The organism is Methylocystis sp. (assembly GCF_051061285.1).
Classification (GTDB): domain Bacteria; phylum Pseudomonadota; class Alphaproteobacteria; order Rhizobiales; family Beijerinckiaceae; genus Methylocystis.
Genome location: NZ_JBPFEA010000003.1, coordinates 17409 through 30219 on the forward strand (window position 1 = coordinate 17409; position 12811 = coordinate 30219).

Sequence of the window (12811 nt, forward strand, 5' to 3'; positions counted from 1 at the left end):
CCGCGCCAGCCTTCGGGACCCTTGGATGTCACTTCCCACCGACTATTTCGTTGATCGCCGCAGGCTTCGCCGCAAGCTCGGCTGGTGGCGTCTCGCCGCCCTGATCGCCTTAGGTCTTGCCGGCCTCGTCGCCGTGGTGCGGCTCGGCGGCGCCGACTCTGCGGATAAGCTCACGCCGCATATCGCCCGTCTCGAACTGCAGGGCGTCATTACCGGCGACGACGATACAATCGATATGATCAAGAAGATCGGGGAGTCGAACCAGACGAAGGCTCTGCTGCTGGAGATTGAGAGTCCCGGCGGCACGACGACAGGCTCGGAACGGCTCTATGAGGAGCTTCGGCGCGTCGCGGAAAAGAAGCCCGTCGTCGCCGTTGTCGGAACGGTGGCCGCGTCCGGCGCCTATATCGCCGCGCTTGCCGCCGATACGATCGTTGCGCGCGGCAATTCGCTCGTCGGCTCGATCGGCGTGCTGTTCCAATATCCCAACGTCTCGAAGCTGCTCAATAATTGGGGCGTCGAGGTCGAGACGATAAAATCGTCGCCGCTCAAGGCCGCGCCCAACGGGCTCGAACCGACGAGCCCGGAGGCGCGCGAGGCGGTCGCCAGTCTTGTCGCCGATTCCTACGCTTGGTTCAAAGGCCTCGTTCGAGAGCGGCGTAATCTCGACGAGGCGGAGCTCGCGAAGGTCTCTGACGGCCGTGTCTTCACCGCGCGGCAGGGTGTGCCGCTGAAGCTCGTCGATCTCATCGGCGGGCAGCGCGAGGCCATCGACTGGCTGGTCGCCAACAAGGGAATTGCCAAAGACATGCCTGTGCGCGAATGGAAGAAGAAATCCAGCCTGGAGCGGCTTGGGCTTATGGGCGCCGCCGCCGGCGTCGCGCGGGTCGCCGGACTGGAGTCGATCGCCGGTTTTTTAGAAAAATCAATTCTCCTCGAACGGAGCGGCGAGCTTGACGGCCTTTTGGCGATTTGGCAGCATTCAGCCGCCAACTGACTCGGGCGTCGCGTTGCTTTCGACGCCAACACATTGGATCGGCTCATGATAAAGTCGGAACTTATTCAACGTATCGCGCGCCGAAACGGCCACCTGTACCAGCGCGATGTCGAGACGATCGTCAGCACGATTCTTGACGAGATCACCTCTGCGCTGGCGCGGGGCGATCGCGTCGAATTGCGGGGCTTCGGCGCTTTTTCGGTCAAGAAGCGCGATGCGCGGACCGGCCGCAACCCGCGCACGGGCGCGCAGGTTTCGGTGCAGCAAAAGAGCGTGCCGTTCTTCAAAACCGGTAAAGAGATGCGCGAGCGCCTCAACGAGAATTATCCGGGCTGAGGCGATTTAAAGCGGCTGCGTCCTCTCGGTCTCGGGACGCGCGGCAGCGGCGAAGCGGCGGCTGTATGTGGCGGCTGCCCAGCGTGTTGCGCGGCGCCGGCAAGAGGGAAATGTTATGAAGTCCATCCTGCGCGTCATCGTTTTCGTTCCTCTGGCGCTCATCATTCTGTTTTTCTCGATGGCCAACCGCGGCTCGGTGCGCATCGGGCTTGATCCCTTCGCGCCGAGCGACGGATCGGGTCCTTCTTTCGAGGCGCCGATCTTCCTTGTCGTTCTGGCGTCCATGGCGATTGGCGTGCTCGCGGGCGGGATCTCTTCCTGGCTTGGGCATCTCTCCGTGCGCCGCGCCGCGAAGGTCGCTCGCGCCGAGGCGCGCAAGACGCGTGTGGAGATCGATAAGCTGCGTCAGCAGGCGTTGGCGAGCCTGCCGGCCGATAAGAGAGTGAAGAGCAGTTAAGCGGCTTCCTGTGTCGCCGCGCCTTAGAGCGCTTATCGATCACATGGAATCATGTGATCGATAAGGAATCGCTCAAAATCAAAATTGGAGCAGGTTGTCATCGAAAAGGTCTGTCACCTTTTTCGGAACCTGCTTTAGTGAAAGTCCCGCGATTTCGGCAGGATGCGGACATTGCGCGGATGGCCGCCGCGCGGATGCTGGGGATGGATGAATTCGTCCGCGCGAGACAGGACGATTTCCGGCCGATGCGCTTCTGACAGTCTATTGAGGTCCTGGCTGCGGTCGATAATGCGCCGCGCCATCAGATGCACGACATTTTCGGGGCTCTTCTGCACCCGTCCTTCCACCAGCATGAGTCGTGACGCCATCGTCTCGCGGCGGTAGCGCTCGAAGAGCCGCGCCCAGATGACGATATTGAGCACGCCGGTTTCGTCTTCGAGCGTCACGAAAATGGCGTTGCCTTGTCCCGGCCGCTGCCGCACCAGCACGACGCCGGCGCCGCGCGCAAAGGCGCCGTCAGCAAGCGCCGAAACTTCCGCGCAGGCCATGATCCCTTCGCGCGCGAAAATCGGCCGCAGCACCGCCATTGGATGGGCTTTCAGCGAGAGCCGCAGCGTCTGATAATCGGCGGCGACATGTTCGCCAAGCGACATCTGCGGCAGCAGCGGATCTTGTTCCTTGGCGAGTTCGCGCGCATCGGCGGCCGCAAAGAGCGGCAGGGGTTTGGCGTCTGGCAGACGCCGCACGGCCCAGAGCGCGTCGCGACGGTCGCTTTGCAAGGAGCGGAAAGCGTCGGCGTCGGCGAGCGCGCGCATCGTCGCGCCGTTGAGCGCCGCCCGCCGCGCCAGATCTTCGACGCTGTCGTAGGGTTTCGTGCGCGCTTCCACGATGCGTCGTCCTTCATTCTCATGCACGCCGTCCGCCTGCCGAAAGCCGAGACGCAGCGCGAGAGCGCCGTCGACGGCGCGCTCCAGCCTATTGTCCCAGTCGCTGAAATTGACGTCGAGGGGGCGCACGTCGAAGCCATGCTCGCGCGCGTCGCGCACGATCTGCGCCGGCGCGTAAAAGCCCATCGGCTGCGAATTGAGCAGCGCGCAGGCGAAGATCGCCGGATGATGGCATTTGATCCAGGAGGAGATGTAGACGAGCTTGGCGAAGGATGCGGCGTGGCTTTCCGGAAAGCCATAGGAGCCGAAGCCCTTGATCTGTTCGAAGCAGCTTTGCGCGAAGCCGCGGTCATAGCCGCGCGCCGCCATGCGTTCGACCATCAGCGCCTCGAATTGATGGATGGTGCCGAGATTGCGAAAGGTCGCCATGGCGCGGCGCAGGCGATTGGCTTCGACGTCTGAGAACTTCGCCGCGACCATGGCGAGCTTCATCGCCTGCTCCTGAAAGAGCGGCACGCCCTTGGTCTTTTCGAGAACCTTGCGCAATTCGTCCGCCGGCCCGTGCTCCGGCGCGGGCGAAGGATAGATCACTGGCTCGCTTCCGGAGCGGCGGCGCAGATAGGGATGCACCATATTGCCCTGTATGGGTCCCGGCCGCACGATCGCCACCTGAATGACGAGATCGTAGAATTCGCGCGGCTTCAGGCGCGGCAGCATGTTCATCTGGGCGCGGCTCTCCACCTGAAAGACGCCGATCGAATCGCCCCGGCACAGCATGTCGTAGGTCGCTTTGTCGTCGGCCGGCACGTCGGCGAGGCCGATGTCCTTTCCTTCATGCGCGCGCAAATAATCGAAACATTTTCTAATGCAGGTGAGCATGCCGAGCGCCAGCACATCGACCTTCATCAGGCCGAGCGCGTCGATGTCGTCCTTGTCCCATTCGATGAAGGTGCGTTCCGGCATCGCGGCGTTGGCGATGGGCGTCAGCTCGTCGAGCCGCCCGCGCGCGAGAACGAAACCGCCGACATGCTGCGAGAGATGGCGCGGAAAGCCGAGCAGCCGCTGAGCGAAATGAATGGCGCGGCGAATGACGGGATTTTCGGGATCAAGCCCGGTCTGGCGAATGTATGCCTGCGGAATGTCCGATCCCCAACTCCCCCATTGCGTGCTGGCGAGAGCGGCGGTCACATCCTCAGTCAATCCGAAGACCTTGCCGACTTCGCGAATGGCGCTGCGCGGCCGGTAGCTGATGACGGTCGCGACGAGTCCGGCGCGCTCGCGGCCGTATTTGCCGTAAATATGCTGAATGATCTCCTCGCGCCGCTCATGCTCGAAATCGACGTCGATGTCGGGCGGCTCCTTGCGCTCCTGCGAGATGAATCTGGCGAAGAGCAGATCATTCTCCGCCGGATCGACGCAGGTGACGCCGAGCACGTAGCAGACGGCGGAATTGGCGGCGGAGCCGCGTCCCTGACAGAGAATCCCCTTGTCTTCGGCGATCCGCACGATGTCGTGGATGGTGAGAAAATAGCGCGCGTAGTCGAGCGTCTTGATGAGCGCCAGTTCTTCGCGCAGGAGCTTCTCGACCTTCTCCGGCACGCCTCGCGGATAGCGCATCGCCGCGTGGCGATAGGTCAGCTCCTCGAGCCAGTCCTGCGGATTGCGCCCGGGCGGAACAGGCTCGTCCGGATATTCATATTTTAACTGATCGAGCGAGAAATCGACGCGCGCGAGAAAACATTGCGTCTCCTCGATCGCCTCCGGCGCGTCGGTAAAGAGACGCGCCATTTCTTCTGGCGTCTTTAAATGGCGTTCGGCGTTGACCTCCAGCCGGCGCCCGGCTTGCGCGAGCGTCACGCCTTCGCCAATGCAGGTCATGACGTCTTGCAGATCGCGCTGGCCGGGATCGGCGTAAAGCGCGTCATTGGTCGCGAGCAAGGGCGTCTGCGTCCGCGCGGCGATCTCTTCCAGTTTTGCAAGACGCCGCCTGTCGTCGCCGCGCCGCGGCATGGTCGCGCCCAGCCAGACGTCGCCTTGCGTCAGATCGCTCAGACGCGCCAGAGTCGACGGCAGGCGCGCCAGATTGCGCGAAGGCATGACGATCAGCAGCAGATCGCGGGCGGCCTGCGCGAGATCGTCGACATAAAGACGGCATTCGCCTTTCTTGGCGCGCAGATTCCCTCTCGTCAGCAGCCGCGTGAGCCTCGCCCAACCGTTGCGATTTTGTGGATGAACGACGATGTCGGGCGTCTCGTCGGCGAAGACGAGCCGCGCGCCGACGACGAGCTTGAAGGAGTCAATGCGCGCTGCGTCGATCTGCGCCAGAAGCGCGGCGTCGTCGCCAGCCGGCGGATCGCTTAATTTTTCGCGTAGCTCCTTAAGCGCGGCGTAGGCGCGCACGACCCCGGCGACGCTGTTGCGGTCGGCGATTCCAATTCCGCTATGGCCGAGCAGCAGCGCCGTCAGCGCCATGTCTGACGGATGCGACGCGCCGCGCAGGAAGGAGAAATTCGTCGCCGCGACGAGTTCGGCGAAAGGCGCGTTCATGCGAAGAGCCCATGCAGGAACCAGCGCGGCGCGGCGGTTTCGCTTTCATAGAGGCCCTCGCGAAACACCCAGAAGCGGCGGCCGTCGCGATCCTCCAGCCGGTAATAGTCGCGCGTTCGCCTGTCGCTGCCGACTGCGTTGCGCCACCATTCCGGCGCGATGCGCTCCGGCCCCTCGGCGCGGGCGATCATGTGGCGCGCGCGCCGCCATTTGAAATGCATCGGCGGACCGTCCGGCGTCTCCGCCATGGTTTCGATGGGGTGCGGCGGATCGAACAAAAACAGCGGCCTCAAGGGCGGCTCGCCCTGTTCCGGCTTCACCCAGGAATAGGGCCGAGAAGACGGAGACGCGGCGGCGTAAACATAGGAAGCCGCGCGCACGGGATCATGCGTCTCATGCGCCGCAAAGCGCAGCACGCGTTCGCGTCCGAAACGCGCCGCCAGGCGATCGACGAGATCGGCGACGTCGTTCTCCTGCGCGCCTTGCCGCTCGAAGCCGATCTGGCCTTGCGCCAGAGTTTCGGCGCAAAGAACGCAAAAACGGATGACGTCGAAGCCGAATCCCGGATCGAGCGGATCGGCGAGCGACTCGGCCTTCAGGCGAAAGAGCCGCAGCAGCGCTTCGACATTGCGCGAGGGCGCGCCGGTCTCGAAACGCAGGGACGCGACGGCGCCGTCGGTGCGAAAGAAGCGCGCTTCAAAAGCGCGGCCGCCTTGCCCGCGCCTTTCGAGAATGCCCATCGCTTCCGCGATCAGCGGGCGCAGAACGTTTTCTATCGCAGAGAGATCGAGAAAGGGTTCGGCGAAGCGCCGCTCGACCATGCATTCCGGCAAGGCCCGCAAGGGCGTGATGCGGGCGTCCTCGCGTCCCAGAATGCGCGTCAGCCGCCGCATGGTTTCGGCGCCGAAACGCGCTGTCAGCGCGGCCGAGGAACGATCGGCGAGATCGCCCAATGTCGTAAGTCCGGCGCGCGTCAGCGCCACGCTCGTTTCTTTTGGCGCTTCGAGCGCGGCGATGGAGAGCGGGCGGGTGAAAATTTCATCTTCGCCCGGAGGCGTGACGCCTTCCGCGCCAAAACGCGCCAGGGCGCGCGCGGCGTCCGGCGTTCCGGCGAGGGCGGCGCGGCCCGTGAAGGAGAGGCGCGCCATCGCCCGCAGGACGCTGGTCCGCATCATCGCGTCGCCGCCGAAAAGATGCGCGCAGCCGGTCGCGTCGAGCATGAGGCCGCAGGGCGGATCGAGCGCCACGAGCGGCGTGAACTGTTCGCCAAAGGCGGCGAGCCGCAGCATCAGCCGCTCGTCGGCGTCAGGGTCGGCCTGGGCGACGGCGAGATGGGGCGCGCGCGCCCTGGCGTCGGCGAGCGTCATGCCCGGCGTCAGGCCGAGCGCGATCGCCTTTCGATCGAGGGCGTTGACGCGCAGCGCGCTGCGTTCTTTCTTGACGAGAATGAGCGGCGAATCATCCGAATTTGCGTCCGGCCCTCTGCGGCGCGCTTTCGCCAGACGCTCCGCCGACAGGAAGGGAAGCCACAGGGCCAGATAGCGACGATGCGTCGAATGTTCTGTCCTCGAAGGCGCCAGGGTCACGGTTCCACTCCACACGCCACTCATGCTGCTCTTGCCCCGCCGCGCCGCCACGCTGGCGCAGCAGAAAAATCGCAAAGGCCGCTGATCCCGGCGCATTCGCCGCAAGCGCGCGGGAAGGCGCGGCGCGCACAAGCCAGCGGCTCGCGGCGGCGCTCGGCGTGGGGGAGGCGGCGATGCGCGTGACGAAGATCGGCGCGCCGGCGGCGGCCGCCGCCAGAGCGAGGCGCCGGCTCGTGGTGAGGTCATAGGCGCGCGCCTCGCCGAAGAGTTCGATCAGCGTCGCGCCCACAGTTGCGCAGCGCCCGGCCTCCAGGCCCGCCTGCAGCGCTTCCTTGGCGTCGCGCACGCGAATGAAGGCGACGGCGGCCGGATCAATGCCGATGTCGGCGAGGCCGGGCGGATAGGGCGCGCCGGATTCGGCGGTCAGCGCCTCCTGCCGGACCCAGAGCAGCGGCTTTTCCGCGCCCGCCAGTGCGCGCCTGGCGAGCGCCAAAGCGAAGCCCGTCGCCGCCGGGGCGTCGGCGGCGGTCTCGGCATAGGCCTCATGCAGCGCCGCGCGGAGAATTCCGCCGCCAAGCCGCCGATCGAGAGCGGGCGCGCCGAGCGCGATCGTCTCGGCGGCTGCGGCCGGATAGGCGCAAGCCAGGCTTTTCCGCAGCGACGCCAGCGGTTGGGTCATCTCATGAGTTCCTGTTATGTTCTTATAATGACTCCCGATGCGGGAGAGTCAAGCCGGGGCGAGAGACGGAAGGGGCGCGACGGCGCCAGCACAAATCTCTTGGGGAGAATTCCCCATTGCTCAACGCGCGCGAATAAGCTGCAGCAGAGCTGGTCGCGGCGCGGCGCGCAACGCGTGCTTCAGCGAGAGCGGCTGTGTTAGATGGGACGTATGCCATTGAGATGTGAATTAACGACGCGCGCGAGAGAATGGTCATGTCCTCCTCGACAACTGAATCGATGCTGGCGATCGTCACGACGGCCGGTAAAGAATTTCCGGGCAACGATGCCTCCGCGAGGTCAATTGGGGTCGCGGCGCCCCGTCGGATTTCGACTCATATTCCAAGTGTCGCGGCGCGTGCCGGTGCAGCTCCATATGGAGAGGTTCAATCCAGTCTGGATCGTAATAAGCGAAACTATTTGTCAGCGGGGACAGGCGCATGCATCTCGGCTATTTCTTTATTTTGTTCGGCTGCGCCCGCCAGAGCAATTGATTGCGCGCTCGCGCAAACCCGAGCCGACAAAGCGATTTGCGCCGATACAGAAGCTCGCGCTGCCGATGATTTGTTGGGTCTCGCATACAATCGCTTGCGAGAAGAGCTTAAAGCTAAGGAACGGTCGGCATTAAAGGAATCTCAAACTGAATGGATCCAGGTGCGCGATAACTCATGTGAAAGAGAACGTGCGCCCGCGCCATATGTAAAATGTTTGATTGAAAGCACCAAGCGAAGGGAGGCCTATTTGGCTGGGCGTGCGCCGTCAGGGAGTGGCAGCCACTTGGTTGTGGGGAGGCCATTATTTAAGCGCGGTCCCGCCACAAAGCGTCAGGCTAGATTGACTGTTGAGGCCTTTCAGTTTCACGCCGGCGAGGGATGGATGGCGGACGCAAATAGGTTTATTAACAAACATATACAACGCGCGATGGGCGACTCAAAAATGGAGAATGACGAAGTCTCTTCATCGCAGGGAAATGAATTTTATGCGGACGTGTCAGCGCGGTTGAATTATCTCTCTGCGAATCTTGCGTCTATTGGCGTTGAATATGATAGCTGGTTTGGTCAGCCACAGCCATTCCGTTATTCAGTAAATACGACATTTGACGTCAATTCCGGGCGTGTTTTAAATTTTAATGATTTATTTGATGAGGCCGGCGCAAAGCAAATATTGCAGCTCTGCGCGTCACAGATAAAAGAGCAAAAGGACGAACGTGACGACATGAGCGGAGAAAAATCATCCGTTAAGGAGAATCTAAGCGACGATGAACGGGAAGAACTTTCAGATAGGACCCGCGATCTGGAATACTGGAGTTTTACAGATTCATCTGCGAAGCTTTATTACGGGGATTATGCCTTTGGCGGATTTGGACAATGCATGTGCCAGTGTGAGTTACCATATTCAACCTTAAACAAAATCATAAGCAGGGAGTATATCCTGCGGTAGCAAGAGCTTTCGATGGCGCCTCGCGCGCTTGCAGATCAGATCGACACGAACGACCTGTCGAGTCCACATCGAAGGAGTCGCGTCGAACCGAGGCGATGGTCTCGGAAGTTGCGTCAAGGCGCGCACGAGGGCGAGGTCCAGTGGGCGGCGCATGAAGATTTCCTCGTCCTTCGAGACGCGTGCTGCGCACGCTCCTCAGGATGAGGAAATCTTCATTCAATCGCCATGGAAGAATAGGCGCGACCCTAGCCTGCACTCGCTTGGTCTTCTGACTCTCACTTCGTCTTCAAATATTCGACGATCGCCATGGCGCCGGGGATGTCGTCCGACCAATTGAGCTTCAAGGTCTTGCCGTCCTCGATGACGTCCTTGTCGTGCCCCTTGTTGGAGAGCGCCGGAAAGGCCGTTGTATCGAAACGATAGCCTTCGTCGCGCATCAAGGTCTGAGGAACCTCCCAGGAGAAGCCGACGAGCTTCTTGTCGTAGTCGAGCCGGCTCTTGATGAAGATGGCCGGGCGCTCGCGCGGAACGAGGAGATGATAGAGCGTCGGCACCGAGCCGTTGTGCAGATAAGGCGCCTGCGCCCAGACGCCGCCAAGCGGCAGCGCGTTATAGCCGTCATGCGCCTTCGGATCGGCCATGGAGACGTCGGCGCGGTTCTCCAGCGAGACCCCTTCGAACTTCGCGCAGGGCGCGATCCGGTCGCCCGAGGGCGGCATCTCGACGACTCTCGCTGGCGGACAGATCTTCGTGAAACTGTCGCGGGCGTTTTTCGCAATTATGTCGCTAACGACCCGCGCCCGGCCGAGATCCGTGCCGAGGTCGTAGACCTTGCCGTTATGCGGCCGATGACACGCCGCGCAATTTTCTTCAAAGAGCGCCGCGCCTTTTTTCGCGAGCGCGAGATCGACGGGGAAGGGATAGACGGGCGCCGGCAGATCGCGCAGCAGATCCTCGCTGAAAGCGGCGATGCGAATGTCGGTGTCGGGTCCGAGCCCCAGCGTCAGTTCGGCGGCAAGGTTGCGGAAGATCGGAATCGGAATATTGCCGTTCCATTGCCCGCCGCCGTCGACAAGTTGCGTGTGATCCGCGGACCAGCGCGCCAGACGCTTCTCCTGCTCCCACACGGCCATGAAGTCGGTGATGCCGGGCGTCGGCGGCAGGCTTGTCTTCGGATCCGGATTTTCGCCGCGCGCTTCGGCGGCGGCGTAGACCATCGACGTGCTGACTCCGGTCGCGTCGGCCATGCCGCCGAAACCTTGCGTCATCTGCTCCTCGAAGCCTTTGTAGTTCTTGTAGACGAGGTCGAGCAGCGAGACGTATTCCAGTCCGGCGCGCGTCAGGTATTTGCCGACGATCGCTGGCGCGTCCTGCATGAAGAGCTCGATCTGACGCGTCTCATAGGCGGCGTCGAAGCGGCGGCCAGCGAAGGAGTAATTCTTGTAGAAGTAATTTCTGTCTTGGGCATGCGCCTTGTCGAGCGCTGTAAGAATGGCCCGAGTGGCGCGTTCGATCTTCTCCTCCGGCGTCGTCGCGCCGGCGGTGATCTTCTCGATCGTGTTTTTCACTCTGACGCGATATTGTACGAGATTGAACTGCGCGTTCACGCCGCCGTCGAGATAGCGAAAACTGCCGTCATCGAGACGCACGCGGCCGATATGGCAGGCGCCGCAACTCAACGCCGCGTAATCGACGGCCCCGCTGGGATCGTTGCGCGCCAATCCGGTCCAGCCGAAGCCGCGGGCGATAGGGTAGGTGGGATCGCGCTCATCGATGAAGAGGCCGGCGACGTCGAGAAAGTTATTCCCGCTTCCCCATTCTTCGGGCGCGAGCTTCGGCAGCAGCTTCAGGATGATGAAGGGCGCGCCATCCGTCAGGCCGAAGGGAAAATCCGCGAACCAACGATAGGCGACCGGCTTGCGGCTGATATAGGCGTCGAGCGCCTTCAACCGTCTTTCTTGCTCGGCGCGCCACTCGCCCCCGGCCGGCGCCGTTTGCGCCCAAACCGGCGCGTGCAGGCAGGCGTGTGACGCCAGCGCCAAGCATGCGACGAATGAAATGCGCGCGATCGCGCTAGTGAGACGCGTCACCACGGCCATTTTGGGAATCCCGTCGGCTCTTTGGGCTGGGACCGGAACTTCGAAGAGGCGATATAGACGTCGCGACGCAGCCGATTGATGCCGCCGATCGGCTGATGCGCCGTGAGCCCGTGCCATGGCGTGAACGCCATATGCTCGCATTCCGTCACCTGAAACGCATTGTCGAAATCTTGCTGATCGATTTCGATCGTCGCGACATTTTGCGGCGGCGCGGTCGTCTCCGACCATTCGGCGGTCGCGTCTTCGATCGGCAGCGAATCGTCATTGCGCAGCTGGACTTTGAAATCGAACACAGCCGGCTTGCCATTGGCGGGATCGAGGCTCTTCTTCATCGCCTCGCGCAGATAATTCGTGGTTGGATTCTGCGGCACTGGCGTCTTTTCCGCGCTTCTCGGCGTCACGCTGAATTTAGCGACCCTGTCGGGGCCATAAAGAAACGGCGCAGCGGAAAAATACGGACTCTCGAGCGGATTGCCGACGTTGGTTTGCTTGATCTTCGTGACGACGCCCAGAGTCTTCTTCCTCTCGGGCGACAGCGGCGGCGCCAAAAAGGGCCGAATGTCGTCGTGGTTCGCAAGCTGGATTTTGGTGACTTCCAAATATTCGGAGACATTCGGAAAGGCGAAAGCCGGAAGATTGATCAGCAGGAAATCCTGCGTCTTCGCGCCAGGTTCATTCAGCAGCGTCTCGCCTTCGACGCCGATGAGCTTGATCGCCATGCCGCGGCTGTCGGGACCATTTTTGCCGAGATCAGGCGCGAGAAAGGGCGTCGCGTTGGAGAAGCGAATCCAGGCTGGGTATTTCTTCCCCGGCGTTGCAAAGACGCCGGCCCTGTATTGCTGAGGAATGTCGGGATTGACGGTGAACGTCGCTTTGACGCATCCGTGATCTTTTGGATGCACGCCGCGCCGCGCCATGCCTTCAGGATAGCGCATCTGCAGAAGCTGCGTGGTGAGCGAAATGATCTGCCCAATCTGCTCGGCTTCGCCCGGAGGCGCCTTTTCAAACTTGGTGAGCGGGGGCGGCGTCGCGACGGCGGCCGCCGCCTGCTCGGCGCAGGCGCCTTGGCGCGGACTTGTTGACACGGCCAAAAGCATGGCGGCCGCGACGGACGCGTTCCGTCTCTTTGTCATGATTGTCCTCCCCTCGAGAAAGCGATTTTTGAATTGCGCATCTGAAAGAAGTCCGCCGCAATGGCGTTATACGCCCGCTTGAACTTCATGCCTAGAATGGCGTTGTCGACGTTGTGAAGAACGTTGAGCGGCGCGATAGCGGATGCGGTTGCGGCGAAGCTCGCCGCAAGCAGCTCTCTCAAGAACATTGTTCGCTCCCACCCGAATCGACGAAACTGAAAACACTATCAGATTTGCAAACTGACAAAGGCGCAATATAAGCTTGCCGCTTGTGGGGGAACGCCGATCCTTCGCTAAGGTTCCGCCGGCAGTCGAATTTGCAGCGCAGTGGCGCGCGGTTGCGCCAATCCCTCGCACAACTATAGTAGCGGCTCAAACGTGCGGAGTGCGCTGCGGCGTTGCGTGTCGCGGCGATCAGCGGCGCGGCGGAGAAGCGCTATTCTCGCGCGAGCGATTCCGCAGAGCCGAAAGTGTCATCGAACGGTCGTGAAAAGCGGGCTTCGATGCGCGCCAGACAATGTGCTCAATGATCCTGGCTGAAGCGGACTCAGATCACGCGCCCAAAGGTTCACCTCGCTTCGGCGTGGAGTCCCGTGCGCAATTTGGCGCCGA

At 62.3% G+C, this 12811-nt stretch carries 10 protein-coding genes; 4 read left to right on the top strand and 6 right to left on the bottom strand.

From position 1 onward, the window contains the following. The first annotated feature begins 25 nt into the window (after nt 1-25). The 3 genes from sppA (at nt 26) to ACR65T_RS00550 (ending at nt 1790) form a co-directional block, all read left to right on the top strand. A complete protein-coding gene (gene sppA / locus ACR65T_RS00540) occupies nt 26-997 on the top strand; it encodes a signal peptide peptidase SppA (RefSeq protein WP_434494652.1) in 972 nt (323 codons plus the stop codon). Between the two features lie 45 nt (nt 998-1042). Next, nucleotides 1043-1333 (top strand): integration host factor subunit beta, encoded by a 291-nt coding sequence (ihfB, locus tag ACR65T_RS00545; RefSeq protein WP_014890734.1) that lies wholly within the window; start codon nt 1043-1045, stop codon nt 1331-1333. A 115-nt stretch (nt 1334-1448) separates the two neighbouring features. Then, nucleotides 1449-1790: a LapA family protein gene (locus ACR65T_RS00550; RefSeq protein WP_175095552.1), complete on the top strand. Its 342-nt coding sequence runs from the start codon at nt 1449-1451 to the stop codon at nt 1788-1790. Between the two features lie 134 nt (nt 1791-1924). Here ACR65T_RS00550 and ACR65T_RS00555 read toward each other — a convergent pair whose 3' ends face one another. The 3 genes from ACR65T_RS00555 to ACR65T_RS00565 form a co-directional block, all read right to left on the bottom strand. Continuing rightward, nucleotides 1925-5224, bottom strand: coding sequence for an error-prone DNA polymerase (locus tag ACR65T_RS00555; protein WP_434494653.1), 3300 nt, complete (start codon nt 5222-5224; stop codon nt 1925-1927). After that, on the bottom strand, nt 5221-6591 hold the full coding sequence (locus tag ACR65T_RS00560; RefSeq protein WP_434494675.1) for a Y-family DNA polymerase: 1371 nt from the start codon (nt 6589-6591) through the stop codon (nt 5221-5223). The genes ACR65T_RS00555 and ACR65T_RS00560 overlap by 4 nt, the downstream gene beginning before the upstream one ends. Nucleotides 6592-6682: 91 nt before the next feature. Continuing rightward, nucleotides 6683-7489 carry a hypothetical protein gene (locus ACR65T_RS00565; RefSeq protein WP_434494654.1) on the bottom strand — a complete coding sequence of 269 codons (807 nt, stop codon included), beginning with the start codon at nt 7487-7489 and terminating at the stop codon, nt 6683-6685. Nucleotides 7490-7743: 254 nt separating this feature from the next. Here ACR65T_RS00565 and ACR65T_RS00570 point away from each other — a divergent pair, with 254 nt between their 5' ends. After that, nucleotides 7744-8967, top strand: a complete 1224-nt coding sequence (locus tag ACR65T_RS00570) for a lysozyme inhibitor LprI family protein (RefSeq protein ID WP_434494655.1) — start codon at nt 7744-7746, stop codon at nt 8965-8967. Nucleotides 8968-9242: 275 nt separating this feature from the next. Here the strand turns inward: ACR65T_RS00570 and ACR65T_RS00575 are convergent, their stop codons facing one another. The 3 genes from ACR65T_RS00575 to ACR65T_RS00585 are packed head-to-tail and all read right to left on the bottom strand — an operon-like array spanning nt 9243 to nt 12387. Next, nucleotides 9243-11066 carry a c-type cytochrome gene (locus tag ACR65T_RS00575; protein WP_434494656.1) on the bottom strand — a complete coding sequence of 608 codons (1824 nt, stop codon included), beginning with the start codon at nt 11064-11066 and terminating at the stop codon, nt 9243-9245. After that, a complete protein-coding gene (locus ACR65T_RS00580) occupies nt 11054-12199 on the bottom strand; it encodes a catalase family protein (RefSeq protein ID WP_434494657.1) in 1146 nt (381 codons plus the stop codon). The genes ACR65T_RS00575 and ACR65T_RS00580 overlap by 13 nt, the downstream gene beginning before the upstream one ends. Beyond that, nucleotides 12196-12387 carry a hypothetical protein gene (locus ACR65T_RS00585; protein ID WP_434494658.1) on the bottom strand — a complete coding sequence of 64 codons (192 nt, stop codon included), beginning with the start codon at nt 12385-12387 and terminating at the stop codon, nt 12196-12198. The genes ACR65T_RS00580 and ACR65T_RS00585 overlap by 4 nt, the downstream gene beginning before the upstream one ends. Between the last annotated feature and the right edge of the window lie 424 nt (nt 12388-12811).

Coding starts and splice junctions, on each gene's coding strand:
- ACR65T_RS00580 (WP_434494657.1), bottom strand. CDS start 12,199: ATGACAAAGAGACGGAACGCGTCCGTCGCGGCCGCCATGCTTTTGGCC.
- ACR65T_RS00555 (WP_434494653.1), bottom strand. CDS start 5,224: ATGAACGCGCCTTTCGCCGAACTCGTCGCGGCGACGAATTTCTCCTTC.
- ihfB (WP_014890734.1), top strand. CDS start 1,043: ATGATAAAGTCGGAACTTATTCAACGTATCGCGCGCCGAAACGGCCAC.
- ACR65T_RS00565 (WP_434494654.1), bottom strand. CDS start 7,489: ATGACCCAACCGCTGGCGTCGCTGCGGAAAAGCCTGGCTTGCGCCTAT.
- ACR65T_RS00550 (WP_175095552.1), top strand. CDS start 1,449: ATGAAGTCCATCCTGCGCGTCATCGTTTTCGTTCCTCTGGCGCTCATC.
- ACR65T_RS00585 (WP_434494658.1), bottom strand. CDS start 12,387: ATGTTCTTGAGAGAGCTGCTTGCGGCGAGCTTCGCCGCAACCGCATCC.
- ACR65T_RS00570 (WP_434494655.1), top strand. CDS start 7,744: ATGTCCTCCTCGACAACTGAATCGATGCTGGCGATCGTCACGACGGCC.
- ACR65T_RS00560 (WP_434494675.1), bottom strand. CDS start 6,591: ATGACGCTCGCCGACGCCAGGGCGCGCGCGCCCCATCTCGCCGTCGCC.
- ACR65T_RS00575 (WP_434494656.1), bottom strand. CDS start 11,066: ATGGCCGTGGTGACGCGTCTCACTAGCGCGATCGCGCGCATTTCATTC.
- sppA (WP_434494652.1), top strand. CDS start 26: ATGTCACTTCCCACCGACTATTTCGTTGATCGCCGCAGGCTTCGCCGC.